We start from the raw sequence: 25,038 nt of genomic DNA, 5'->3' as shown, positions 1-25,038 counted from the left end.
CGCGTCGGCGGCCTTGGCCCGGGCGTTCGCCGCGCCGTCGGACCGGACGCGGCCCGCCGCCGGGTCGTCGTGCGCACCGCCCGCCGCGGGTGCCGTCGCGCGGGCCAGGCGAGCCAGCCGGTCCGACAGCAACGCGGCGGTCGGCCGCTTGGCCGGCTCGCGGTTCAGCGCGGCGCGCACCAGCGGCAGCAGGGAGCCGGGCACGCCCGCCAGGTCGGCCCGCCCGTTCAGGACGGCGTACATCTGCGCCTCGACGGTGCCGCGGCCGAACGTCGGGCGCCCGGTGGCCGCGAACGCGACCGTCGCCGCCCAGGAGTGGACGTCGGCGGGCTCGCCGACGGATTCCTCGGCGAACACCTCGGGGGCCGAGTATCCGGGCGTGCCGAGGAAGGTGCCGGTCATGGTGACCCGGGTGGCGTCCGACACCTGCGCGATGCCGAAGTCGATCAGCACGGGCCCGTCGGGGCCGAGCACCACGTTGGCCGGCTTGACGTCGCGGTGGACGACCCCCGCGGCGTGGATGATCGCGATCGCCGTGGCCAGCCCTCGGGCGAGGTCGACGAGCTGCGGACCCGACAGGGGGCCGCCCCGCCGCACCGCGTCGAGGAGGGTCTCCCCCTCGATGTGCTCCATGACCAGGTAGGGCCGGTCGCCGGACAGATCGGCGTCCAGCACGCGGGCGACGTAGGGGCTCTCGACCCGGCGCAGCGCGCGCACCTCGCGGTCGAGCCTTAATCGGGAGTCGGGATCGTCTCCGATGGGGTCACGCAGGATCTTGACGGCGACCTTCGCCCCGCGTCGGCCGATGGCGAGGTAGACCTCGCCCATGCCACCACGTCCGAGGCGCTCCACCATGGTGTACGGGCCGACTCTCCCGGGCCCGCCCACTCGCCGTCCACCCATAGGGAACGCCACCATAGCGCCCAACGGCCCTCGCGCGTCGGCGACGCGCCGGAAGCGGTAGTTGAAGTTTGCTCGAATTCGCCGCGCGCCACAGACCACCATGAAGCCGTGGACCGCCATGAACCGGAGATCACCGGGAGGGCGAGGAGTCCTCCAGCAGGGTGTCCAGGCGGACGCGCGGCACCGTGGACAGCGCCTTCCTGCCGGTGCGCCGCCAGTTGACGTGACCGCGGCGCTCCAGCCACAGCATGATCTGGTCGGCCGCCGCCATGACCAGGGCGGCGTACCCGAGCGCGAAGACGAGACCCATGGCCACAGTCAACCGCCACCCAGGCGCGCTCACCCATGGCGACACGCCGAACACGTGAAGTCACCACAACACCGGGCGCCCACTGAGACGCCCCGTGCCGTCCGCGCTAGGTCAGGAACCGGCGATCACGGTGCCCGCGGAGGTGCGCAGGTGGCCGTCGCCGGTGTAGACCCACTTGGTGGAGGTCAGCTCGGGCAGCCCCATCGGCCCCCGGGCGTGCAGCTTCTGCGTCGAGATGCCGATCTCGGCGCCGAAACCGAACTCGCCGCCGTCGGTGAACCGCGTGGAGGCGTTCACCGCCACCGCCGCCGAGTCGACCAGCGCCACGAACCGCCGCGCGGCCTTCTGCGAGCGGGTGACGATCGCGTCGGTGTGCGCCGAGCCGTACCGCCGGATGTGCGCGACGGCGTCCTCGAGCGTGTCCACCACCGCCGCGGCGATGTCGAGCGAGAGGTACTCCTGCCCGAAGTCGTCCTCGTTGGCGGGCACGACGGCCTCGCCGTAGGCGGCGACCCGCTCGTCCCCGTGCACGGTGACGCCCTCCTGGGCCAGCCGCGCCAGGGCCGCCGGGACGAAGGCGTCGGCCACGGCCGCGTGCACCAGCAGCGTCTCGGCGGCGTTGCACACCGAGGGGCGCTGCACCTTGGCGTTGACCAGGATCTCCATGGCCAGGTCGAGGTCGGCGTCGGCGTCCACGTACACGTGGCAGTTGCCGACGCCGGTCTCGATCACCGGCACCGTGGACTCCTCCACCACCGAGTTGATCAGCGAGGCTCCGCCGCGCGGGATCAGGACGTCGACCAGCCCGCGGGCCCGCATCAGGTGCTTGACCGACTCGCGGGTGGTGCCCGGCACGAGCTGCACCGCCCCCGCCGGGACCTCGGTGCCCTTCAAAGCGTCCTGCATGACGCGCACCAGGGCGGTGTTGGAGTGGTAGGCGCTGGACGAGCCGCGCAGCAGCACGGCGTTGCCGCTCTTGAGGCACAGCGCCGCCGCGTCGACGGTCACGTTGGGCCGGCCCTCGTAGATGATGCCGACGACGCCGAGCGGGACGCGGAGCTGCCGCAGCTCCAGGCCGTTCGGCAGCGTGTTCCCCCGGACCACCTCGCCGACCGGGTCGGGCAGGTCGGCCACCTCGCGCACCGCGCCAGCGATGTCCGCGACCCGCGCGGCGTTCAGCCGCAGGCGGTCGATCATGGTCTCGGTCGTGCCGCCCTCGCGCGCGGCGGCGACGTCCAGGGCGTTGGCCTCGACGATCTCGCCGACCCTGTCCACCAGGGCGTCGGCGACGGCATGCAGAGCGGCGTCCTTCGCGGCACGCGGAAGCGGCGCGAGCTCGGCGGCGGCCTCTCGGGCGGCGTGGGCGACCTTCAGGAAGTCATCGGCCTCAGACATGCCTCGCGCTCCTGCTCTCGGTGGTGGGGTCCAGTATGACGATGTCGTCGCGGTGGATCAGCTCTCGCTCGTACTCGGGGCCGAGAGTCGCGGCCAGCTCGCGGGTGGAACGCCCGAGCAGCTCGGGGATCTCCGCGGCGTCGAAGTTCACCAGCCCGCGCGCCACCGGCGTGCCGTGCGGGCTGTAGAGATCGACCGGGTCGCCGGCGCTGAAGTCGCCCTCGACGCGGGTCACCCCGGCGGGCAGTAGCGACTTGCGCCGGCCCACCACGGCCTCCACCGCGCCGGGGTCCAGGTGCAGGCGGCCGCGCCCGGTCGTGGCGTGCGCCAGCCAGAGCAGACGGGTGCCGGGGTAGCGGCCGTCGGGCTGGAAGAAGGTGCCGACGTCCGCCCCGGCCAGGGCCTGGGCGGCGTGGGCGGCGGCGGTGAGCACGACCGGCACCCCCGCACCGGTGGCGATGCGCGCGGCCTCGACCTTGGTGATCATGCCGCCGGTGCCGACCCGGCCCGACCTGCCGAGCTCGACCCCTTCCAGGTCCGCCGCCCCCCGGACGTGCGGGATGCGGCGCGAACCCGGCTGGCGAGGGTCCCCGTCGTACAGGGCGTCCACGTCGGACAGCAGCACCAGCGCGTCGGCGTGGATGAGGTGGGCCACCAGGGCGGCGAGACGGTCGTTGTCGCCGAAGCGGATCTCGTCGGTGGCGACGGTGTCGTTCTCGTTGACCACCGGGACGATGCCGAGCTCCAGCAGCCGCAGCAGCGTGCGCTGGGCGTTGCGGTGGTGGGAGCGGCGCATCATGTCGTCGGCGGTGAGCAGCACCTGCCCGACGCGGCGGCCGTACCGGGCGAAGGAGGAGGTGTAGCGGGCGACCAGCACGCCCTGCCCGACCGAGGCGGCGGCCTGCTGGGTGGCCAGGTCGCGCGGGCGGGCGGACAGGCCGAGCGGGCCGAGGCCGGCCGCGATGGCGCCGGAGGACACCAGCACGATGTGGGCGCCGCCCGCGCCGCGCGCGGCGAGCACGTCGACCAGCGCGTCCACCCGGTCGACGTCGATGGTGCCCTGCGGGGTCGTCAGCGAGGACGATCCCACCTTCACGACCAGGCGGGAGGCGTGCGCCACCCGCTCCCGGCCGGTGCTGTCCATCACGGTCGCTCCCCTTCGCTCGTGCGGGCACGGCCCGCTCCACTGGTGCCGGCCGGGCCCGCCGCCGGTCGTGCCCCTAGGGCGCCGCGGCGGCGCCGCTAGTCCTGCGAGCGGCGCTCGTTTCTGGCCGCCTCGGCGATCCCGACGCGGTCGTCGGACCCGCGCGGCCCCTGGGCGGCGTCGGCGTCGAGGGTGGGCCGCCAGTCGAACAGGTAGCCGCCCTCCATCGGGCCGATGACGACCTCCGCCCCCTCCTTGGCGCCGGCCTCGCTCAGGGCCTTCTCGATGCCGAGCCGCTCGAGCCGGTCGGACAGGTAGCCGACCGCCTCGTCGTTGCTGAAGTCGGTCTGGCGGATCCACCGCTCGGGCTTCTCGCCGGTGACCTGGAAGGTGTTGGCGTCGACGCGCTTGACGGCGAACCCGGCGTCGCCGTACTGCTTGGGCCGGATGACCAGGCGCGTCGGCTCCTCGACCGGCTTGGCGGCCCGGGCGGCCGCCACCATCTCGGCCATCGCGAACGACAGCTCGCGCAGGCCCTCGTGCGAGGCCGCGGAGATCTCGAAGACCTTGAGGTCCTTGCCCTCGAGCATCGGCCGCACCATGTCGGCCAGCTCGCGCGCCTCGGGCACGTCGACCTTGTTCAGAACGGCCAGCCGCGGCCGGTCGTCCAGCTCGCCGTAGGCCGCCAGCTCGGCCTCGATCACCGAGAAGTCGGTCAGCGGGTCGCGGCCGGGCTCCAGGGTGGCGCAGTCGAGCACGTGGACGATCGTCGAGCAGCGCTCCACGTGGCGCAGGAACTCGTGCCCGAGGCCGCGCCCCTCGGAGGCGCCGGGGATCAGCCCGGGGACGTCGGCGACGGTGAACACCGTCTCGCCCGCCGTGACGACGCCGAGGTTGGGCACCAGCGTCGTGAACGGATAGTCGGCGATCTTGGGACGGGCGGCGCTGAGGGCCGCGATGAGCGAGGACTTGCCGGCGTTGGGGAACCCGACGAGCGCCACGTCGGCGACCGTCTTCAGCTCAAGGACGACCTCGCGCTCGTCGCCGTCCTCGCCGAGCAGCGCGAACCCGGGGGCCTTGCGCCTGGCCGAGGCCAGCGCGGCGTTGCCGAGCCCTCCGTGCCCGCCCTGGGCCACGACGTACCGCGTGCCGGCGCCGACCAGGTCGATCAGCGCCTCGCCGGTCTTGGCGTCCTTGACGACGGTGCCGTTGGGCACCTTGAGCACCACGTCCTCGCCGGTGGCGCCGTCGCGGTTGGCGCCCATGCCCTGCTTGCCGTTGGCGGCCTTGCGGTGCGGCCGGTGGTGGTAGTCGAGCAGGGTGGAGGTGTTGGGATCGACCTCGAGGATCACATCGCCCCCGCGGCCGCCGTTGCCGCCGTCGGGGCCGCCGAGCGGCTTGAACTTCTCGCGGTGGATCGAGGCGCAGCCGTTTCCCCCGTCACCGGCCTTGATGTAGAGGACCACCTGGTCCACGAACTCCGCCACCGTCACTCCTTCTCACCGGCGCGGCCGTTCGGCCCGCGCCGTTCACCGCCGCGCCGGGCGCCGATACAGCCCCCCTCACGACGATGAGGCGGATCGAGAAGTCGATCCGCCTCATCAACGTTCTGTCTCGGCCGCCGCCGCGCTCACGCGCGGCCCGGCGGCCCGTGTCTCGCTGCCGGCGGATCTACTCCGCGGCCGGGACGATGCTCACGGCGCGACGGCCGCGCTTGTTGCCGAACTGCACGTGGCCCGCGACCAGCGCGAACAGCGTGTCGTCGCCGCCACGGCCGACGTTGTCGCCCGGGTGGAAGTGGGTGCCGCGCTGGCGGACGATGATCTCGCCGGCGTTGACGAGCTGCCCGCCGAAACGCTTGACCCCGAGCCGCTGGGCGTTGGAGTCACGGCCGTTCCGGGTGGACGATGCGCCCTTCTTGTGTGCCATGGTTCGCTACCACTACTTCCCGGGGTTGATGCCGGTGACCTTCACCTGGGTGTACCGCTGACGGTGACCCTGGCGCTTCTTGTAACCGGTCTTGTTCTTGTACTTGAGGATGTGGATCTTGGGGCCCTTGGTCTCGCCGAGAATCTCGGCGGTCACCTCGAACTTGCCAAGCGTGGCAGCGTCGGTGGTGACATCGCCGTCGTTGACGACGAGCACCGGCGCCAGCGACACCGTGGAGCCGACCTCACCGGCGACCTTGTCTACCTCGAGGACGTCACCGACGGAGACCTTCTGCTGCCTGCCGCCGCAACGAACGATCGCGTACACCGCGGAACCCTTCTTCTGGCTAATTGCTCGCTGAACGCTGCGCCTCTGCATCCAGCTCCCGTCGAATACACACGACCGGCGAACCGGGTAGGCGCGCGAAGCTAGGCGCGCCACCGGACGCACCGATTGACAAGGATACCGGATTGCTGGTGCCCTGGTCGAACCGGACGGTACGCCGGGTTGCCGGCCTATTCGGCCGGCCCTGCCGGTCTGGTCGCCTTTCGGGAGCGTCGCCGCCCCCGGGCGGAAGGCTGTGCCGCTTGCCCGTCCTCGCCCGCGGAGCCGTCAAGGGCATCGGTCACACTATCACGACCGCCCTCACCGCTCGCGGCGACCGCGATGCCGCCCTCCTTGACCAGCTTGTCGGAGGAGGCCCTCTCGAGCTTCTCGGCGACGGCCTTCTCCACCGCCATCTTGCCCTGGGTGGCCCTGGGCTCGACGGCCTTGGACTCCACCGGCTCGGTGGAGACGATCAGCCCGCGGCCGTGGCAGCAGTCGCAGGGCGTCGAGAAGGCCTCCAGCAGGCCCTGGCCGACCCGCTTGCGGGTCATCTGCACCAGGCCGAGCGAGGTGACCTCGGCCACCTGGTGCTTGGTGCGGTCGCGGGCCAGGCACTCGAGCATGCGCCGCAGCACCAGGTCGCGGTTGCTCTCGAGCACCATGTCGATGAAGTCGACGACGATGATGCCGCCGATGTCGCGCAGCCTCAGCTGGCGGACGATCTCCTCGGCGGCCTCCAGGTTGTTCCTGGTGACCGTCTCCTCCAGGTTGCCGCCCTGACCGGTGAACTTGCCGGTGTTGACGTCGACCACGGTCATGGCCTCGGTGCGGTCGATGACCAGCGAGCCGCCGCTCGGCAGCCACACCTTGCGCTCCATCGCCTTGGCGATCTGCTCGTCGATGCGGTAGGCCGCGAAGACGTCGCCGTCCTCCCACTTGCTGAGGCGGTCGGCCAGGTGCGGCGCGACGTAGCGGACGTACTCGTCCACCGTGCCCCACACCTCGTCGCCGGCCACGACCAGCGAGGAGAAGTCCTCGTTGAACACATCGCGCACCACGCGCACCGTCAGGTCGGGCTCGGAGGACAGCAGCTCCGGCGGGCTGGCCGACTTGGCCTTGCGCTGGATGTTCTCCCACTGCGCCGAAAGGCGGGCGACGTCGCGGCTGAGCTCGTCCTCCGAGGCGCCCTCGGCGGCGGTGCGCACGATCACGCCGGCGTTCTCGGGCATGACCTTCTTCAGGATGGCCTTGAGCCTGCTGCGCTCCTTGTCGGGGAGCTTGCGGCTGATGCCGGTCATCGAGCCGTCGGGCACGTAGACCAGGTAGCGGCCCGGAAGGCTGATCTGGCTGGTCAGACGGGCGCCCTTGTGGCCCATGGGGTCCTTGGTGACCTGGACCAGCACCGACTGGCCGGACTTCAGCGCCGCCTCGATGCGCTTGGGCTGGCCCTCCAGGCCCGCGGTGTCGAAGTTGACCTCGCCGGCGTACAGGACGGCGTTGCGGCCCTTGCCGACGTCGATGAAGGCGGCCTCCATCGACGGCAGGACGTTCTGCACCTTGCCCAGGTAGACGTTGCCGACGTAGGACTGGCTGGCCTCGCGGTCGACGTAGTGCTCGACCAGGACGCCGTCCTCCAGCACCGCGATCTGGGTGCGGCCGCCCTGGCGGCGCACGACCATGACCCGCTCGACGCTCTCGCGGCGGGCCAGGAACTCCGACTCGGTGATCACAGGCGGGCGGCGCCGGCCCTGCTCGCGGCCCTCCCGGCGGCGCTGCTTCTTGGCCTCGAGGCGGGTGGAGCCGCGGAAGCCCTGCACCTCGTCCACCGACACCGGACGGCCGGCCCGGGGCGCGCGGATGCGCACCACGGTGTTCGGCGGGTCGTCGACGGTGGCCTCGCCCTCGTCCCCGCCCCTGCGGCGGCGGCGACGGCGACGGCGGGAGGTGCCGGATTCGTCGTCGTCCTGGTCGCCGGCGGCCTCGGCGGCCGGCTGCGCCTGCTCGGCGGAGGCGTCCTGCCCCTCGTCGCCCGCGTCCTCGAGGTCGTCGGCCTCGTCGTGCTCGCGCACCTTGCGGCCGCGGCCTCCCCGGCGGCGGCGACGGCGGCGACCGGCAGCGTCGTCCTCCTGCTCGTCGTCCTCGTCGGAGTCGGCCTCGGCGAGCTCCGCGGCCTCGGCGGCGTCCTCGACCTCGGCCGGCTCGGGCTCGGGTTCGGGCTTCGCGTGGGGCCGGGGCTCGGGCACGTGCGGCACGGCCGCGCGCGGCTCGGGCGCCTGGAAGATCGGCTGGAACACCGCGGCGGGGGCCTGGAAGGTGACGGCCGGAGCGATGCGCGCCTCGGAGACGGCGCTCAGGCCGAACGGGTCGGCGAACACCGCGCCCTGCGGACGGGCCTCCTCGGCGACGTCCTCACCGGCGGGCTCGTCGTCCAGCGGCTCCTCGGCGGGAAGCGCCTCGATGATCGCGGGCGTGACCTGCTCGGACACCGCGGGCGGCGTCTCGGCCGCGGCGGCCGGCGGCTCGGCGGCGACGGCACGCTCCGCCGGAGCCTCGGCGGCCTCGGCGGTCTTCCTGGTGCGCCTGCGGCGCGCCGGCGCGGCCGGGGTGCGCTCCTGCGGCGCGGCGGGCGCGGCGGGCTCCTGCGCCGCGGCGGCGGCCTCGGTCACGGGGGCCGGTGCCTCCTGCGCGCTCACGGCGGTCTCGTCGATCTCGGCCGGCGCGGCGGGCTTCCTGGTCGTGCGCGTGCGCCGCGGGGCCGCCGGCGCGTCGGGGTCCTTGGCGGTGACGCGGCGCGACCTGGTGGCGCGCTTGGCCGGCGCCTGCGCCGGCTCGGCCCCTTCCTCGGCCCGCGCCGCGGGCACGACCTGCTCGTCGCTCCTCGGCACGATCTCCTCGGCGGACCGCGCCGCGGGCGCCATCTCGGGGTCGGCCTCCGCGCGCGGCGCGGGGACCCCCCCGACGGGCTGGGCCGCCGTGTCGGCGGGGGCCTGCTGCGGAGCCGTCACCAGACCCGAAGCGCGCTCGGGCTCCTCGGGCGGCGGACCGGCCGGGCGGCTCGCCGCCCGGCGCCGGCGGACCGGCTTCGCCTCTTGCTGTGCTGTTGTATCCCCGTCAGGGCCGTAGGCCCCGACAATGGGCTCGTTGTCGAGCATGCGGGCGTTCTCCCGTCAGGCTCCCGGGCGCGTCTCCGCGCCGCGCGGGAGCTCTCGTCTCTCGCTGTGCGCCAGGCCGCCTCGCGGGGCCCGGCACCAAGTCCTATTTGTGGTCAGCGACGTGCCGCACAGCCGGTCCCGGCTCGCCGCCGCGCACGTCGCGGTCCAGGTCGAGCGGGTCGGCGGTCCCACCGGTGCGCGCGTCGAGCGGCCCCTGCGCCAGCCGGGTCACCGCGGGGGGTGACGGCGGCGCGAAGTCGGCCACAAGTCGCAGACCCGTGAGCACGTCGTCGGGTCGAACGGCAGGTGTCACGTGCCGTACAACCATACGAAGTATCGCACATGGCGGGCTGGGCTCCCGGCCCGCCGTTTGTTCCGTTCCATCATGGGCCGTCAATGTGACGACGGCCGCTCTGGCGTCGAAGCGGCGCAGGCCCTTCTTGGTCATGCGCTCGACCTCGACACGCTCGGCGGCCAGGAAGAGATCGGCCGCGGCCAGCGCGGCCCGCGGGTCGGCCCCGGAGAGGCGGACCTCCCACACCGAGCACTCGAGCCGGTCGGCCAGGCTGCCGACGCGCGCCTCGACGACGTCGAGCACGTCCAGCCCCGGCGGCAGCGACGCGTCGAGGTCGCCGCGCAGCCGCTCGGGCTCACAGGGCGTCACGACGCCGATCTCGAGGTATTCGGCCTCGCTCGCCACCCCCGTGGGGGCGGCTCCCGCATAGGAGATCTTCGGATGGGGGGTGAATCCCGCGCTGAAGCCGACCGGGATGCCGGACCGGCGCACCGCTCGTTCGATGGCGCGCGAGATGTCTCGATGGCTGGTGAACCGCAGCCGGCCGCGCTTGGCGTAGCGCACGCGAAGGCGCTGCACCACGGGCGCGGGCGGAGGCCCATCAGGAACGGGATTTCTCAGTTAAGTGATCCTTTCTCAGATGATGACCGGCTTTCTCTCCTAGTCAACGACCACGGGCGGTGTTCGCTTCCATCGGGCGCGGCCGGCCGCCCCCGGCGGGGCCGCGGACGAAGCTCACACCACCGAGAGCGGAAGCAGCTTCCTGCCGGTCGGGCCGATCTGGATCTCGGTCCCCATGGTGGGACAGACACCGCAGTCGTAACAGGGGGTCCAGCGGCAGTCCTCGACCTCGGTCTCGTCGTCGACGGCGTCCTGCCAGTCCTGCCACAGCCACTCGCGGTCGAGGCCGGCGTCCAGGTGATCCCAGGGGAGCACCTCGACCTCCTCGCGCTCGCGGGTGGTGTACCAGTCGACGTCCACCGGCCCGCCGGCCAGCACCCGCTCGGCGCAGGACATCCAGCGCGCGTAGGAGAAGTGCTCGCTCCAGCCGTCGAACCGGCCGCCGTCCTCCCACACGGCCCTGATCACCGCGCCGACCCGGCGGTCGCCCCGCGACAGCAGACCCTCGACGATGGAGGGCTGGCCGTCGTGGTAGCGGTAGCCGATGGCCTTGCCGTACTCCTTGTCGGAGCGCAGGGCGTCCCTGAGCTGCTTGAGCCGACTGTCGACGGTCTCGTGGTCGCACTGGGCGGCCCACTGGAACGGGGTGTGCGGCTTGGGCACGAACCCGCCGATGGACACCGTGCAGCGGATGTCACGCGAACCGGTGGCCTCACGCCCCGCCTTGATGACCTTCTTGGCCAGGTCGGCGATGCCGAGCACGTCCTGGTCGGTCTCGGTGGGCAGGCCGCACATGAAGTAGAGCTTCACCTGCCGCCACCCCTGGCTGTAGGCCGTGGTGACGGTGCGGATCAGGTCTTCCTCGGTGACCATCTTGTTGATGACCTTGCGCATGCGCTCGGACCCGCCCTCGGGCGCGAACGTCAGGCCCGAGCGGCGGCCACCCCGCGAGAACTCGTTGGCCAGGTCGATGTTGAAGGCGTCGACGCGCGTGGAGGGCAGCGACAGGCTGGTGTTGGTGCCCTCGTAGCGGTCGGCCAGGCCCTTGGCGACCTCGGCGATCTCGGAGTGGTCGGCACTGGACAGCGAGAGCAGGCCGACCTCGTTGAAGCCGGACTCCTTGACGCCGGCCTCGACCATGTCGCCGATCGTGGTGATCGACCGCTCGCGCACCGGACGGGTGATCATGCCGGCCTGGCAGAACCGGCAGCCGCGCGTGCAGCCGCGGAAGATCTCGACGCTGAACCGCTCGTGCACGGTCTCGGCCAGCGGGACCAGCGGCTTCTTCGGATACGGCCACTCGTCGAGATCCATCACGGTGTGCTTCTGCACCCGCCACGGCACCCCGGACCTGTTCGGCGCGACCCGCTTGATGCGCCCGTCGGGGTGGTACTCGACGTCGTAGAACTTCGGGACGTACACCCCGCCGGTCGAGGCCAGCCGCATGAGCAGCTCGTCGCGGCCGCCCGGCCGGCCCTCGCCCTTCCACTCGCGGATCACCTCGGAGATGGCGATGGCGATCTGCTCGCCGTCGCCGAGCACCGCGGCGTCCAGGAAGTCGGCGATCGGCTCGGGGTTGAACGCGGCGTGCCCGCCGGCCAGCACGATCGGGTCGTCGTCGCCGCGGTCGACCGCGTTGAACGGAATGCCGGCCAGATCGAGCGCGGTGAGCATGTTGGTGTAGCCGAGCTCGGTGGAGAACGACACGCCGAGCACGTCGAACGCCCGCACCGGGCGGTGGGCGTCGACCGTGAACTGCGGCACGCCGTGCTCGCGCATGAGCGCCTCGAGGTCGGGCCACACCGTGTAGGTGCGCTCGGCCAGCGTGCCGGGCAGCTCGTTGAGGATCTCGTAAAGGATCTGGACCCCCTGGTTGGGCAGGCCGACCTCGTAGGCGTCCGGATACATCAGCGCCCAGCGGACAGATGCCTCGTCCCACTCCTTGACGGTCGAATTAAGTTCACCACCGACATACTGGATCGGCTTCTGCACGCTGGGCAGGAGCGCTTCCAGGCGGGGAAACAGCGACTCGACAGACATGCGATTAAGGTTAGTTGCTGCCCGCCTCCTCTCGCGCCAGCACACCCGCCCGAAGGCGTGCGCCATGCCCTCCTCCGGGGCGTCATCGGGCGCCTCAGAAGGGGCGTTCGCGGATGTGCACCGCCTGCAGCACGCCGAGGGCGATCATGTTGGCGAACGTGGCCGTGCCCCCGTACGACACGAACGGCAGCGGCACCCCGGTGATCGGCATGATGCCGATGGTCATGCCGACGTTGACGAAGGTCTGGAAGGCGAACCAGCACACCACGCCCCCCACCGCCATCGCGCTGAAGCGGTCCTCCGAGCGGCGGGCGATGCGCAGGCCCCGCAGCAGCACCACGCCGAGCAGCGCGACCACGGTGACCGCGCCGAGGAACCCGAACTCCTCCCCCACCACGGTGAAGATGAAGTCGGTGTGCTGCTCGGGAACGAACCGGCCGGTCGTCTGGCCGCCGTGGAACAGCCCCTTGCCGAACAGCTCCCCCGAGCCGATCGCGATCAGCGACTGCGTGCTGTTGTACCCGGCTCCGCGCGGATCGTTGGCCGGATTGATGAACGCGGTGAACCGCGCGATCTGGTACGGCTTGAGCAGGCCGAAGAGCCACACCGCTGCCGCGCCCGCCAGCGCCAGCACGGCCAGGCCGGCGATGTAGCGCTTGCGCAGCCCGGCGAAGATCATGGCCGCCGCCGTGATGACGGCCAGCACCATCGTGGTGCCGAAGTCGGGCTGCAGCATGACCAGCCCCATCGCGATCGCCGCCGCGGCGGCGCACAGCAGGAGGTCCAGCGGGCGGGGCCGGTCGGTGCCGGGCACGGGCTCGGCGAGCAGCGCGCTCAGCATGAGGATCAGCGCGGGCTTGGCCAGCTCAGACGGCTGCACCGCGAACCCGCCGCCCAGCAGGATCCACGAATGGGAGCCGTTGATCGTCGACCCGAGCGGCGTGATCACCGCCAGCAGCCCGAGCAGCGACACCCCGTAGACCGCCGGCGCGTAGATGCGCAGCGTCCGCTGGTCGGCCAGCGCCGTGATGCCGCACAGCACCCAGCCGATGGCCAGGTTCAGGACGTGCTTCTTGACCATGCCGGTCGGCGCGCCGGCCGCCCACGTGCGCGTGGACGACCACACCAGCAGCGTGCCGATCACCGACAGCGCCAGGACCGCCACCAGCAGGACGCCGTCCACCCGCCACACCGCCGAGTGCGCCCCCATGGCCCGCCGCACCAGCGACCGGCTCCGCGGGACCAGGGCCTGGCTCACTGCACCACCGTCCCGTCCCGGGTGATCTTGGGCAGCCGGTCGACGGGTTTGCCTCCGGGCAGGGCGGCCTGCCCCTTGATGCCGTAGATGCCCTCCCAGATCTCGCGCGCCGCCGGGGCCGCGGCCATCGCGCCCTGGCCACCCTGCGAGACCGTGACGACGACCACGAACCGCGGGTCGTTCGCCGGGGCGAAGGAGGCGAACCAGGAGGTGTCCTCCTTGCCGTACACCTCCGCCGTGCCGGTCTTGCCGCCGATCTTCACCACGTTCATCGGGAACCCGCTGAAGGCCCCGGCGGCCGTGCCGTCCGAGGTCACCTCGCTCAGGGCGGCGCGGATGTAGTCGCGGGTCTCCTTGTCGACCGGCAGCCGGCCGGTCACCGGCGCCTTGATCTCCTGCACGTGGGTGCCGTCCGGCCGGACGATCGCCTTGCCGATGCGCGGGCTGCGCAGCCGCCCGTCGCCGACCAGCGCGGCGTAGGCCTTGGCGAGCTGCAGCGGCGTGACCAGCACGTCGCCCTGGCCGATGGACAGGTTGGCGGCCTCGGCGGCCTTCCACTGCATCCCTTCCAGGCAGTTCTCGTTGGCCAGCCTCTTGAGGTAGGCGGCGCGGCCGGGGTCCTTCTTCTCCACCTCGGGATAGCCGTTCTTGGCCCGCAGGCAGCTCAGGTGGTGGGTGGCGTCCCACATCGCCTTCTTCCACGCGCGGCCGGGGATGCGCCCCGGGACCTCGCCGGGCAGGTCGATGCCGGTCTTCCTGCCGAACCCGAACGCCTTGGCCGTGGTGGTCATCGGCTCCTTGGGATGCTTCACCGGGGTCAGGCCGCCGTCCCGCTTCCACATCTCGTAGGCCGCCTTGTAGAAGATGGTGTCGCAGGACTTCACCAGCGCCATGTGGAGGTCCAGCGTGCCCAGGCCGATGCCGTGGAAGTTGTGGAACGCCGTGCCGGCGACGTCGTAGACGCCCGGGCAGTCGTACTTGCCCTTCAGCGGATAGCCGTCCCTGATCATCGCCGACACCGAGGACACCTTGAACGTCGAGCCCGGCGCGTACTGCCCGTGGGTGGCGCGGGAGATCAGCGGCAGCCCGGCCTTCTCCGACAGCAGGTGCTGGTAGTCCTTCTCGGAGATGCCACCCGCCCAGACGGCCGGATCGTAGGTCGGCACGCTGCCGATCGCGATCACCCCGCCGGTCTTGACGTCCAGGACGACGGCCGCGGCGCCGTCGGCTTTGGGAGCGTTCTTCATGGCGTGCGCCAGCGCCTCGTCCACGACCTTCTGCACGTTGGCGTCCATGTTGGTGATCAGGATGTCGCCGGGCACCGGGGAGGTCTGGCGCTCGACCCCGAGCACCTTGCCCATGCGGTCGACCTGCATCCGGCGCAGGCCCGGCGACCCGCGCAGCGCCTCGTCGTACACGAACTCCAGGCCGTCGCGGCCGACCAGGTCGACGCCGGAGAAGTTCGCCTTGAGCTTCGAGCGCTTCTTCAGCTCGTCCTCGGTGACCGGCTGGAGGTAGCCGAGCGTCTGGGACGCCCCCGTGCCGAGGGGGTACTCGCGCACGGCCTGCACCTCGGCCATCACGCCGGGGAAGTCCTCCTGCCGCTCCAGGATCTGCAGCGCCTGCCGCGGGCTGACCTTGTCGTCGATCGGGATGGGCGAGTACAGCGAGCCCGGCCAGCACGGGCGCCGCACGTGCGGCCCGCACGGGCGGATGCGCTCGCGCAGCTCCTTCACGGGCCGGCCAAGCACCGCGCCGAGCCGCTTGAGCACCGCCGCGCCGCCGTCGGGCATGCGCTCCACCTCGGCGCGGTCCACCGAGACGACCAGCGCGGTGCGGTTGCGCACCAGAGGCCGGCCGGAGGCGTCCAGAATCGGGCCCCGCACCGCCGGGACGATGACGTCGCGGGTACGCGTCTCGGTGGCCGCCACCACGAACTTCGGGCCGCGCACGACCTGCACCTGCCACAGCCGCACGGTCAGCACCGCCAGCAGCGTCAGCACCAGCAGTTGCAGCACCACCAGGCGGGCGCGGACGCGGTTCACGCGCGCCTCCGCACTGGGTAGGCGCCCGTGGGAACGGCTTCGCGCCTGCCCCGCTCACCGTTGGCGCGGGCGACCACCCAGAACAGCAGCACGGCCACCGCCAGGTTGTACATCACCAGCGACGGCCACAGGCCGAGCAGCGCCGTCCAGTCGACGCGGGGATCGCCGAGCAGGCCGCCGATGCCGGCCGCCAGCAACGGGACGAGCATCACCACGATGATCACCATGACCGCCCCGAAGCCGGGCGCCCGTTCGGCCGCCCGGCCCACCAGGTACCCGGCCAGGCAGAACACCAGCGCGTACTGGCCGATGACGTGAGCGGCCGGCGGCAGCACATCGGCGATCAGGCCGGCGGCGAACCCGACGCCCGCGCCCGCCACCGCGCCGCGGGCCAGGGCGAGCACGACCACCCCCATGAGGATCAGGTCGGGGCCGGTGCCGCCGGGCAGCGGCAGGCGGTTCACGACGGTCACCTGCACGATCATGATGAGGCCGGCGAGCAGCACCATCGCCATCCCTCGCATCACGCCTTCATGTCCTCTCGCCCGCCGCTCCAGCTCGCCTCACCCGCAAGGGCCGCCCCTCCACGCCCCGCTCCACACCCCGAACCCGCCCACACCCCGAACCCGCCCACACCCGCCCCGCCGCACACCCGGGACCCGCTCACACACGCCCTGCTCCACACCCCGAACCCACTCACGCCCGCCCCGCTCCCAGACCCCGGCCCCGCTCACACACGCCCCTTCGCCACCCGCTCCCGCCCCGCCTCACAGGTAGGGACCGCTCACACACCCCTCGCCACCCGCTCCCACCCACCGCACGCGCAGGAGACGCTCACACACCCCTCGCCACCGCTCCGCGCCGCCTCACACACGCAAGGGCCGCTCACACACCCCCCTCCCGCCGGGCCTCATGCGCAGGGAACGCTCGCACAGGCCTCCCTGGTCACCCACTCACCCCCACCCCACACGCAGGAGCCGCTCACACGCGCCCCCTCGGCCTTTACTCCCGCCCGCCTCACACGCAGGGGCCGCTCAGTCATTCCCCTTCGCCGTCCGTTTCGCCGCGTCCGGCCGTCCGGACGTCTTCGCCCGCCCGGACACGACGGACCGGCCCGGCGTCGCGGCCCGGCCTGGTGTGCGGGACCGGGGGCCGCGGCGGCCGGACGCGTGAGCGGACCGGCCGGACCGGTCTGACCGCTCTATCCGTTGGGCGGACCGGGGCGGTGCGTGGGCCGGACTCTCCGGCAGGCCGCGAAGCTTCTCGCGTTCGGCCTCCTGGCCGCCCTGCTCACTCCCCGCGCCCTGTTCCCCCCTGTCACGTCTCGCGCCCTGTTCCCCACTGTCGCGTCTCGCGCCCTGTTCCCCACTGTCGCGTCTCGCGCCCTGTTCGCCGCTGTCGCGTCCGGCGTTCTGCTCGGCCTCCTCGCGACGGGCGCGGGCCGACGGCGAAGACGACGGCCCCGGCGCGGGCGTCGGACCTGTGGAAGGCGGCGCCGCCTGCGCGGGAGCCGGAGTCGCGGGCGCCCGCACGGCCTTGCGGGGCGCCGGCGGCAGCATCGCGTCCCGGGGGTCGCGCTGCGGCGCCCGCACCACGACCCCGACCACGTCCAGGGCCCCGAAGTCGACGAACGGCCGGGCGTAGGCCACGCGCGTGAGCTCCCCGGGCGTGGGCTCCACGCGCTCGATGGTGCCGACCGGCAGCCCCGGCGCGTACGGCGTGCCGTTCTGGGAACCGAAGCTGACGATGCGCCGGCCGACGGTCAGCGTCGCCGTGGAGTCCAGCACCCGGAATCGGACCAGCCGTCCCTCGGCCGCCGGTCCGAGCCCGGTCACGACGCCGATCTGGTTGCCGCCCTCCAGCCGCGCCCCCGCCGCCGAGGCCGGGTCGGTGAGCAGCACCACCGTGGAGGTCGACGGACCGGTGTGCACGACCCGGCCGACCAGGCCGTCGCCGTTCAGCACGGTCATCTCGGTGCGCACGCCGTCACCCCGGCCCGCGTCGATCTCGACGGCGTCCTCGAACCCCGGCACGCCCCGCCTGGCGATGACCTGGGCGGCGACCACGCGGTAGCCGCCGAGTCCGGACAGGCCGAGCATGCCGGACAGCTCGGCCGACCGGCGGCGGTCGAGGCTGTTGGCGGTCGCCTCGCGCCTCAGCCGGGCGTTCTCGGCGCGCAACGCCGCCAGGCGCCGCTTGTACTCCGGAGCGGAGGAGAAGGTGTCGATGAACTCGCCGACGGGCCGCACGACGCCCGTGCCGGCCTCCTCGGCGACGCCGAACAGCGACGCCGCCACCGAGCGGACGGGCTCGAACAGGGAGTCCTCGCGCTGCCGGTGGTCGATGGTGATCAGGACGAGCGCCGCCGCCAGCAGCAGGCCGAGGATCAACCGCGCGCGGCGGGTATCCCTCATCAGAGTCTCGGCTCCATCAATGTCTCGGTGTCGGTCAGTGTCTCGGCTCCGGCACCAGCACCTGCTGCAGGACCTCGAACTCCTCGACGCACTTGCCCGAGCCGAGCGCGACGGAGTCCAGGGCGTTCTCCACGAGGTGGATGGGCATGCCCGTCTCGTCCCGCAGGCGGTCGTCCATGCCCTTGAGCAGGGCGCCGCCGCCGGTGAGCGCGACACCGCGGTCCATCAGGTCGCCCGAGAGCTCCGGAGGGCACTTGTCCAGGGTCGACTTGACCGCGTCAACGATGATCTTGAGGGGTTCCTCGGTGGCCTTGCGGATCTCGTCGGCCGACACCACGATCGTCTTGGGCAGCCCGGTGACCAGGTCACGCCCCCGGATCTCGGCGTGGCAGTCGTCGCCGGTCGGGCACGCCGAGCCGATGGCGATCTTGATCTCCTCGGCGGTGCGCTCCCCGAGCATCAGGGAGTACTCCTTCTTGGCGAACGACATGATCGCCTGGTCGAGCTCGTCACCCCCGACGCGGATGGACTGGCTGGTCACGATGCCGCCCATCGAGATGATCGCCACTTCGGTCGTGCCGCCGCCGATGTCGACCACCATGTTCCCGGTGGGCTCGTGAACGGGCAGCCGGGCCCCGATGGCGGCCGCCATCGGCTCTTCGATGATGTAGACGCGCCGCGCCCCCGCCTGGTAGCCGGCCTCTTTCACCGCGCGCTGCTCGACGCCGGTGATGCCGCTGGGCACGGCCACGATAATGCGCGGCTTGGCGAAATGGCTGCGTTTGTGCACCCGTTGGATGAAATAGCGCAGCATACGCTCGGTGACGTCGAAGTCGGCGATGACGCCGTCCTTCAGCGGGCGTATCGCCACGATGTTGCCGGGCGTCCGGCCAATCATTCTCTTGGCCTCGATGCCCACAGCCACGATCTTGCCGGTGGTCGTGTTGATCGCGACCACCGACGGCTCGTTGAGCACGATGCCGCGCCCGCGCACGTAGACCAACGTGTTGGCGGTGCCCAGGTCGACGGCCATGTCACGGCCGAGGAATGCCAGCTTGCTGCCCATGGGGAAGGAAACCTTCCTTCAGGTCGTTCGCGAGAGATTACGATTCGCATTCGAATCGTAACGTAACGTACCCACCTGTGAGGGCAACGAGCCGTGCGAGCCGAGAAAAATTGGCGTCCTTTACCGGGCGTCATCGCCGCGACCTGCGCTGACACTCCCACGAGACGCGAAAGGCCCCGGCGCGCCGCGCCGGGGCCCTTGGGGATCACCCCGCGTCGAGACCGGGCCGCTGGAGAGCGGCCGTTCTCGAAGACGCGGGGCCGGACCTCAGAAGCGGTCCGGGAAGAAGATCTTGACCTCGCGGGCGGCCGACTCGGGCGAGTCGGACCCGTGGACGATGTTCTCGCCGATCTCCAGGGCGTGGTCGCCGCGAATGGTGCCCGGGGCCGACTTCACCGGGTCGGTGGCACCGGCCAGGGCGCGGAACGCCTCGACGGCGCGCGGGCCCTCCAGGACCAGCGCCACCAGCGGGCCGGAGGTGATGAAGTCGACGAGCTCCCCGAAGAACGGCTTCTCGGAGTGCTCGGCGTAGTGGGCCTTGGCCGTCTCGACGTCGAGCGTGCGGAGGTCCATGGCCACGACCTTGAGGCCCTTGCGCTCCACGCGGGCGATCACGTCACCGATGAGGCCACGGCGGACGCCGTCGGGCTTGATCAGGACAAGCGTGCGCTCGGACACAGATATCTCCTTTGTTGTGTTCACCGGCCGGCGCGCATGGCCGCCGGCGAATAAGGGGAAGCGTGTGCGCAGCTTACCGGCCGACGCCCCCCTCGCCGTCCTTCCCACCGCCTCCTCCCGGAGGCCGGAACGCCACGAGGGCGGAGATGCGAGTCGACCTCAGCGCAACAGTGCTAGGTGAGCCGACCTCAACGCGAGGGTGACGTCGGCCCGAGGGTGACGTCGGCCCGAGGGGGTGAGGTCACGCGCGGGAGTATGAGGTCAGCGCGATGATGAGGAGGTGGGAAGCGGCAGCGGGCGGATGGGGAGAGGAGCCGACCTCAGCGGGCGAGGCCGTCCGGCCCTGGGGTCTCCTCCGGACAGGAGGCCGGCGGTGGGACGGCCGATAGTTCTGCGGTGTCACCACCCGAGCCCGGCGGCGGAACGGCCGGAAGCACCGCGGTGTCACCATCTGTCGGCCCCTCAGACCCGGCATCCGCCTCGGCGTGCGGCGGACGCGCCGCGGCGGCGGACGCGCCCCGGCCGGCCCCGGTCGCCGGGTGGCCCGGTGGAGTCACGGGCGGAGCGGAAGAACCCGCCGCCGAAGGCGACCACCCTGGCCGCGGAACGGTGGAACCCGTTGCCGAAGGCGCTCGCCCCGGCGTTGGCGCCGAGGCGCCCGCCGAGGAGACATCCGGGCCCCGCGAATCGGCATCCGGGCGTCCCCGCGAGGCGGCATCCGAGCCTCGTGAGGGGGCACCCGGGCCCGCTGAGGGAACATCCGTCGAGGGGAGGTCGGCCGCCGGGAAGGGCGCCGTGCGGGACTGCCGGCGTGGCGCCACTTTGACGTCTGACGCCTGCGAGGCGGATCTGCGCGGCGACGGCGGCACACCGACGGTCCCCCCGGAATCAGGGGGACGCGTCCCATCCCCCCGGCCGGACTCCGGGGAACGCGTCTCACCCGCTCGGCCGGACTCCGGGGCCCGCGTCTCAAGCGCCTCACCGGAGCCTGGGGAACGCGTCTCAAGCGCCCCGCCGGAGCCCGGGGAACGCGCCTCGAGCGCTCGGCCGGAGCGTCCGGACGACTCGCCCTCATACGCCCGGCGGGCGAGTGCCGCGCCCAGGACCAGAACGATCACGACGGTGAACCCCGCCACCAGCGCCCAGATGTGCAGCGCCCCGACGAACCCGTCGACCATGGCCTCCGAGGTGACCTTCCCCGACGTGCTGACCGCGCGCAGCCGGCCGACCTGGATGCCCGTGCCGAGCAGGAAGCCGCACAGGACGGCCGGGAAGCAGAGCGACAGGCCGAAAAGCGATGCGCGGTGCCCGGCGGCCCGGATCGCCGAGGTGACGGCCACGGCCGCGCCCGCCGACAGCAGCGAGAACGGCACGACCAGCGGCATGCCCGAGGCGGACGGGACGAACAGCCGCACGGCGCACAGCCCGACCACCATGGCGACCAGGCCGCCTCCGACGAGCTTCGGCACCGCCCCGAGCCCGGCCCGCCCGGCCAGCGACGCGGCCACGAGCGTCACCACGGCGGCGAGCCCGAAGGCCGCCCACAGCCCTGAAAGCCCCGGGCCGCCCAGCCCGCCCAACTCCACGTACGTCACCTGCGCGGCAGTGGGCAGCACGACGAGGCCCACGGCGACCATGACGAAGGCGACCAGGCGGCCGCCGGGGCCTTCCACCCGGCTGAGGCCGGCCACCGCCAGCAGCATCACCACAGCGATGGTCGCGGCGACCAGGATGAGCCCGGACGGCCAGTCGAAGGTCGTGCCGAAGGCCAGCACGGCGATGCCCGCCGACAGCCCCGCTGCCGGCCCGAGATGCGCCCGGCCGCCCGCCCCCGAACGCGCCCGGCCCTCGGGACCGACACGGCCCTCCAAACCGAGACGCGCCCGGCTCTCCGGACGGACACGGCCCTCCGGACCAAGACTCGCCGGGCTCTCCGGCCCGAGACGCGCCCGACCTCTCGGCCCCGAACGCGCCCGGCCCTCCGGACCGAGATCGGCCGGGTCGGCGACGGGCACGGCGATGTCGCCACCGACGGCACCCGTGCCGTCCGCCGCGTCCACCCCGCGGGCCACCTCTGGATGGACCCCGCCGCGGCGCTCGCCCGGATGGGAACGCAGGCCGCCGCCGTTGGCGCGAGCCCGCTCAGCGCCCCCGTCCGCCCTTCCACGAGCAGAGGGCCGCGCGGACGGGGCGGTGTAGCCCGTCGCGCGCCAGAGCACCGAATGGACGGCCGCCAGGGCGAGCGCCACCCCGGTCAGCAGCGGATACGGCTGGAGGGTCACCCGCCACGACGTCACCGCGTCGAGCGGCCAGAGCGCGAGCGCCTGAGCGGCCAGCAGGCTGACGGCCAGCATGCCGGCCCACAGCGGCATCAGCACGTCGCGAGACGCCCCCCGGCGCTCGCTGCTCGCCGCGAACGTCGCCGGGAGCAGGACGCCCGCGCCGATGCCGTGCAGGACGCGCAGCGCCCCGACGGCGAAGGTGGAGTCGGCGAAACCGCCGGCCACGTCGGCCACCGCGAGGCAGGCGAAGCCCACCAGCAGCATGGTCGCCGCGTTGACCCGTCTCAGCGCCGAACCGGCGAGCGGCACCGCGCAGAGCATGACGGGAAGGGCGAGACCGTGGGCCCTGAGGATCCACACTCCGGCGAGGCCGGGCGGGAGCAGCGAGGCGACCACGGAGATGGTGTTGGGCACGGCGACGATCGCCAGCGGAAGCGCGACCGCGATCAGGAGCCCGACGAGGACGTCGAGCGCCAGCGGCAGACGATTGACCCGGCCAACTGTCGCGAGGCCAGCGGCCTGGATGGGGGGTACGGCCATACTGGCCGACTTTAGCGCTAAGTCACTCCCTCGACACGACGAGCGACGAAGATTGCCGTCACCCAAAGTGCCGCGAAGATCACGCCGAGGAAGAACATGATCGGCACCAGGAACCCCGTGGCGATGGCGAGGAGTTGCAGCAGGCTGCCGGCGACGTAGGCGAAAGGCCGTTTGAGCAGGCCCGTCACCACGACGCAGGCCACCGCCAGCCCTAGGCCGACGGTCACGGCGACGGCCGGGGTCACACCGTTGACCATGATGGCGACTGGTGTGATCAGCCCGAGCACGATGGCCTCCATGCCGAGCACACTGGCGCACAGCCGTCGCATGCCCGGCGTGACGGTGATGCTCACGCCCTCGTCCCTTCCACGACTCCGCGGCTCACTGCTCGGCGCCGGCCTTCAGCAGCAGGCGGGCATCTCCCACGGTGACCACGGAACCGGTGATGAGCACCCCCGCGCCGGCGAACTCGCCGGTCTCCTCCGCCAGGCCGATGGCGATGTCGATGGCGTCGTCGAGCCTCGCCGCCTGGTGGACGCGCTCGCCGCCGTAGATGTCCTCCGCCAGCGCCGCCAGCTCCTCGGGATCCATGGACCGCGTCGAGGAGTTGCGGGTGACGACGATCTCCTCGGTGATGGGTTCGAGCAGCTCCAGCACACCCGCCACGTCCTTGTCGGCCATCACCGCGACCACGGCGATCAGGCGGGAGAAGCCGAACGACTCCTCCATGGCCTCGACGACCGACTCCATGGCGCCCGGGTTGTGCGCCGCGTCCACGATCACCGTCGGCCCGCGCCGCACGACCTCCAGGCGCCCGGGCGAGGTGACCGCGGCGAACGCCCTCCGCACCAGGTCGCCGTCGAGCGGGTCGTCGCCGCCGGTCAGCGCCTCGACCGCCGCGAGGGCACAGACGGCGTTCCCGGCCTGGTGCTCGCCGTATAGCGGCAGGAAGACCTCCTCGTACACGCCCTTGAGCCCCTGCAGACGGAGCATCTGACCGCCCATCGCCACCTCGCGGTGCACGACCCCGAACTCCAGCCCCTCGCGGGCGACCGTCGCCCCGGTCTCGGCGGCCCGGCGCACCAGCACCTCGGCCGCCGCCAGCGGCTGCTGTGACAGCACGGCGGTCGCGCCGGGCTTGATGATGCCGGCCTTCTCCCGGGCGATGGCCTCGATGTCCGGCCCGAGATACTCGACATGATCAAGGGAGATGGGAGTGATGACGGCGACGGTGCCCTGCGCCACGCTGGTGGAGTCCCAGGTGCCGCCCATGCCCACCTCGATGACGGCCACGTCGACCGGCGCGTCCGCGAAGGCCGCGTACGCCATGGCCGTGAGCGTCTCGAAGAACGACAGCCGTCCCTGCTGCTGGTCGACGAGCTGGAGGTAGGGCAGGACGTCCTCGTAGACCTCGGTGAATCGTTCTTCGCTGAGCGGCTCGCCGTCGATGGTGATGCGCTCGCGCATGGAGACCAGGTGAGGGCTGGTGAACCGGCCGACCCTGAGGTTTCGCTCACGCAGCAGGGTGTCGATCATGCGGGCCGTGCTCGACTTGCCGTTGGTGCCGGTGATGTGCACGACCGGATAGGCCCGCTGGGGCTGGCCCAGCATGTCCATCAGGATGTTGATCCGATCAAGGGTGGGATCGATGTCCCACTCCACACCCCGCTGCAAGATCGCCTTTTCGACCGCCTGATATTCCACACCAGAAGCCTACTGACCGCCTCCGGCCCTCCGGACAACCCACCACCCCGCCCGGCCTCGCCCTACCGGCCCCCACGTCCTCGCGCCGTCATGGACGAACGCTCGCGCACCCGTCATGCGTGCCCGCCGGACTGTCGGTGGGCCGTCCTACTGTGGGGGAGACACAGGACCCAAGATCAGACAAGAGGCTCCCATGACGACCCTGCCCGATCGGCCGAACACCGCGCTGCTGGTCATCGACGTCCAGAACGGGGTGGTGGCCGGCGCCCACAACCGCGACGGCGTGATCGCCAACATCAACGCCCTGGTCGGCAAGGCTCGCGCCGAGCGCGTGCCCGTGGTGTGGGTGCAGCACTCCGACGACAACATCAAGCAGGGCAGCGAGAACTGGCAGTACGTGCCGGAGCTCGTCCGCGCCGAGTCCGAGCCTCTCGTCCACAAGCACTACGGCGACTCCTTCGAGGACACCGACCTCGCGTCCCGGCTCGCCGAACTCGGCGTGGGCCGGCTCGTCGTGACCGGCGCCCAGACCGACGAGTGCATCCGCTCCACCCTCCACGGGGCCTTCGTCCGCGGATACGACGTGACGCTCGTCGGCGACGCGCACACCACCGAAGACCTCAGCGAGTACGGCGCGCCGACCCCGGACAAGGTGATCGCGCACACCAACCTCTACTGGCAGGGGCACCGCGCCCCGGGCCGCCAAGCGGGCACCGTCGACACGGCCGACGTGACCTTCACGACACCCGACGCAACCGACGCAAGCTGAGCGGAGTCTGCCGGGTAACCCCGCCTGTGAGGTAGCCCCCGAGCTTGTAACTCGTAGTGTGTAAAGCTGATCTTGCTGCTGGTCTTGGTCGTTTTACCTGATGCGACCTGGATAGGCCTCTGCCAGTTCGTTGAGGGCCTCGATCCAGCCGTAGGTCTTGGCGCCT

The 25,038-nt window shown here is 72.2% G+C and carries 20 protein-coding genes; 1 reads left to right on the top strand and 19 read right to left on the bottom strand.

The annotated features are described in order from the left end of the window. The 19 genes from ACFQSB_RS39245 to ACFQSB_RS39155 form a co-directional block, all read right to left on the bottom strand. Nucleotides 1-828, bottom strand: an 828-nt coding sequence (locus ACFQSB_RS39245; RefSeq protein ID WP_380832367.1) for a serine/threonine-protein kinase, incomplete at its 3' end; no start/stop codon positions are given. A 205-nt stretch (nucleotides 829-1,033) separates the two neighbouring features. Beyond that, nucleotides 1,034-1,213 (bottom strand): hypothetical protein, encoded by a 180-nt coding sequence (locus ACFQSB_RS39240; protein WP_354849650.1) that lies wholly within the window; start codon nucleotides 1,211-1,213, stop codon nucleotides 1,034-1,036. Between the two features lie 111 nt (nucleotides 1,214-1,324). Continuing rightward, entirely contained in the window at nucleotides 1,325-2,608 is a 1,284-nt protein-coding gene (locus ACFQSB_RS39235; protein ID WP_380832365.1) for a glutamate-5-semialdehyde dehydrogenase, read from the bottom strand. Further along, entirely contained in the window at nucleotides 2,601-3,752 is a 1,152-nt protein-coding gene (gene proB, locus ACFQSB_RS39230; RefSeq protein ID WP_354918015.1) for a glutamate 5-kinase, read from the bottom strand. The genes ACFQSB_RS39235 and proB overlap by 8 nt, the downstream gene beginning before the upstream one ends. A gap of 98 nt (nucleotides 3,753-3,850) precedes the next feature. After that, nucleotides 3,851-5,239 carry a GTPase ObgE gene (gene obgE / locus ACFQSB_RS39225; protein ID WP_354917368.1) on the bottom strand — a complete coding sequence of 463 codons (1,389 nt, stop codon included), beginning with the start codon at nucleotides 5,237-5,239 and terminating at the stop codon, nucleotides 3,851-3,853. A 184-nt stretch (nucleotides 5,240-5,423) separates the two neighbouring features. Continuing rightward, nucleotides 5,424-5,681 carry a 50S ribosomal protein L27 gene (gene rpmA / locus ACFQSB_RS39220; protein WP_184979518.1) on the bottom strand — a complete coding sequence of 86 codons (258 nt, stop codon included), beginning with the start codon at nucleotides 5,679-5,681 and terminating at the stop codon, nucleotides 5,424-5,426. 12 nt (nucleotides 5,682-5,693) lie between these two features. Continuing rightward, nucleotides 5,694-6,008, bottom strand: a complete 315-nt coding sequence (rplU, locus tag ACFQSB_RS39215; RefSeq protein ID WP_354853706.1) for a 50S ribosomal protein L21 — start codon at nucleotides 6,006-6,008, stop codon at nucleotides 5,694-5,696. Between the two features lie 188 nt (nucleotides 6,009-6,196). Then, complete coding sequence (locus ACFQSB_RS39210; protein WP_380832363.1) at nucleotides 6,197-9,160, bottom strand: Rne/Rng family ribonuclease; 2,964 nt, start codon at nucleotides 9,158-9,160, stop codon at nucleotides 6,197-6,199. A gap of 103 nt (nucleotides 9,161-9,263) precedes the next feature. Continuing rightward, nucleotides 9,264-10,037, bottom strand: a complete 774-nt coding sequence (locus ACFQSB_RS39205) for a TIGR03936 family radical SAM-associated protein (protein ID WP_380832362.1) — start codon at nucleotides 10,035-10,037, stop codon at nucleotides 9,264-9,266. Between the two features lie 153 nt (nucleotides 10,038-10,190). Further along, nucleotides 10,191-12,116 carry a TIGR03960 family B12-binding radical SAM protein gene (locus ACFQSB_RS39200; RefSeq protein WP_380832360.1) on the bottom strand — a complete coding sequence of 642 codons (1,926 nt, stop codon included), beginning with the start codon at nucleotides 12,114-12,116 and terminating at the stop codon, nucleotides 10,191-10,193. 94 nt (nucleotides 12,117-12,210) lie between these two features. Next, a complete protein-coding gene (rodA, locus tag ACFQSB_RS39195) occupies nucleotides 12,211-13,374 on the bottom strand; it encodes a rod shape-determining protein RodA (RefSeq protein ID WP_354853689.1) in 1,164 nt (387 codons plus the stop codon). Next, the gene (gene mrdA / locus ACFQSB_RS39190) at nucleotides 13,371-15,419 is read right to left on the bottom strand and encodes a penicillin-binding protein 2 (protein WP_354853686.1); all 2,049 of its coding nucleotides are present in this window, start codon (nucleotides 15,417-15,419) and stop codon (nucleotides 13,371-13,373) included. Before mrdA ends, rodA begins: the two co-directional genes overlap by 4 nt. Next, the gene (mreD, locus tag ACFQSB_RS39185; RefSeq protein ID WP_380832369.1) at nucleotides 15,416-15,943 is read right to left on the bottom strand and encodes a rod shape-determining protein MreD; all 528 of its coding nucleotides are present in this window, start codon (nucleotides 15,941-15,943) and stop codon (nucleotides 15,416-15,418) included. The genes mrdA and mreD overlap by 4 nt, the downstream gene beginning before the upstream one ends. A gap of 510 nt (nucleotides 15,944-16,453) precedes the next feature. Next, nucleotides 16,454-17,833: a rod shape-determining protein MreC gene (mreC, locus tag ACFQSB_RS39180; protein WP_380832358.1), complete on the bottom strand. Its 1,380-nt coding sequence runs from the start codon at nucleotides 17,831-17,833 to the stop codon at nucleotides 16,454-16,456. Nucleotides 17,834-17,867: 34 nt separating this feature from the next. After that, nucleotides 17,868-18,899: a rod shape-determining protein gene (locus ACFQSB_RS39175; protein ID WP_354853681.1), complete on the bottom strand. Its 1,032-nt coding sequence runs from the start codon at nucleotides 18,897-18,899 to the stop codon at nucleotides 17,868-17,870. 267 nt (nucleotides 18,900-19,166) lie between these two features. Next, nucleotides 19,167-19,577, bottom strand: coding sequence for a nucleoside-diphosphate kinase (gene ndk / locus ACFQSB_RS39170; protein WP_354853678.1), 411 nt, complete (start codon nucleotides 19,575-19,577; stop codon nucleotides 19,167-19,169). Between the two features lie 320 nt (nucleotides 19,578-19,897). Next, the gene (locus ACFQSB_RS39165) at nucleotides 19,898-22,399 is read right to left on the bottom strand and encodes a hypothetical protein (protein ID WP_380832356.1); all 2,502 of its coding nucleotides are present in this window, start codon (nucleotides 22,397-22,399) and stop codon (nucleotides 19,898-19,900) included. Nucleotides 22,400-22,416: 17 nt separating this feature from the next. Then, nucleotides 22,417-22,752, bottom strand: a complete 336-nt coding sequence (locus tag ACFQSB_RS39160) for a DUF4233 domain-containing protein (RefSeq protein WP_380832354.1) — start codon at nucleotides 22,750-22,752, stop codon at nucleotides 22,417-22,419. A gap of 28 nt (nucleotides 22,753-22,780) precedes the next feature. After that, nucleotides 22,781-24,103, bottom strand: coding sequence for a bifunctional folylpolyglutamate synthase/dihydrofolate synthase (locus tag ACFQSB_RS39155; RefSeq protein WP_380832353.1), 1,323 nt, complete (start codon nucleotides 24,101-24,103; stop codon nucleotides 22,781-22,783). Nucleotides 24,104-24,296: 193 nt separating this feature from the next. Here ACFQSB_RS39155 and ACFQSB_RS39150 point away from each other — a divergent pair, with 193 nt between their 5' ends. Beyond that, nucleotides 24,297-24,872, top strand: a complete 576-nt coding sequence (locus tag ACFQSB_RS39150) for a cysteine hydrolase family protein (RefSeq protein WP_380832351.1) — start codon at nucleotides 24,297-24,299, stop codon at nucleotides 24,870-24,872. Nucleotides 24,873-25,038 lie beyond the last annotated feature (166 nt).

The organism is Sphaerisporangium rhizosphaerae (assembly GCF_042665155.1).
Taxonomy (GTDB): Bacteria; Actinomycetota; Actinomycetes; order Streptosporangiales; family Streptosporangiaceae; genus Sphaerisporangium; species Sphaerisporangium rhizosphaerae.
Note: the sequence above shows the minus strand (reverse complement) of the source record. Positions and strands in the feature narration are given on the sequence as shown.

What these genes read in the sequence shown, in the direction of transcription:
- ACFQSB_RS39150 (WP_380832351.1), top strand. Translation starts at nt 24,297, where the DNA reads ATGACGACCCTGCCCGATCGGCCGAACACCGCGCTGCTGGTCATCGAC.
- ACFQSB_RS39210 (WP_380832363.1), bottom strand. Translation starts at nt 9,160, where the DNA reads ATGCTCGACAACGAGCCCATTGTCGGGGCCTACGGCCCTGACGGGGAT.
- ACFQSB_RS39240 (WP_354849650.1), bottom strand. Translation starts at nt 1,213, where the DNA reads ATGGGTCTCGTCTTCGCGCTCGGGTACGCCGCCCTGGTCATGGCGGCG.
- rpmA (WP_184979518.1), bottom strand. Translation starts at nt 5,681, where the DNA reads ATGGCACACAAGAAGGGCGCATCGTCCACCCGGAACGGCCGTGACTCC.
- ACFQSB_RS39165 (WP_380832356.1), bottom strand. Translation starts at nt 22,399, where the DNA reads ATGGCCGTACCCCCCATCCAGGCCGCTGGCCTCGCGACAGTTGGCCGG.
- mreC (WP_380832358.1), bottom strand. Translation starts at nt 17,833, where the DNA reads ATGAGGGATACCCGCCGCGCGCGGTTGATCCTCGGCCTGCTGCTGGCG.
- ACFQSB_RS39235 (WP_380832365.1), bottom strand. Translation starts at nt 2,608, where the DNA reads ATGTCTGAGGCCGATGACTTCCTGAAGGTCGCCCACGCCGCCCGAGAG.
- proB (WP_354918015.1), bottom strand. Translation starts at nt 3,752, where the DNA reads ATGGACAGCACCGGCCGGGAGCGGGTGGCGCACGCCTCCCGCCTGGTC.
- ACFQSB_RS39200 (WP_380832360.1), bottom strand. Translation starts at nt 12,116, where the DNA reads ATGTCTGTCGAGTCGCTGTTTCCCCGCCTGGAAGCGCTCCTGCCCAGC.
- mreD (WP_380832369.1), bottom strand. Translation starts at nt 15,943, where the DNA reads ATGCGAGGGATGGCGATGGTGCTGCTCGCCGGCCTCATCATGATCGTG.
- ACFQSB_RS39175 (WP_354853681.1), bottom strand. Translation starts at nt 18,899, where the DNA reads ATGGGCAGCAAGCTGGCATTCCTCGGCCGTGACATGGCCGTCGACCTG.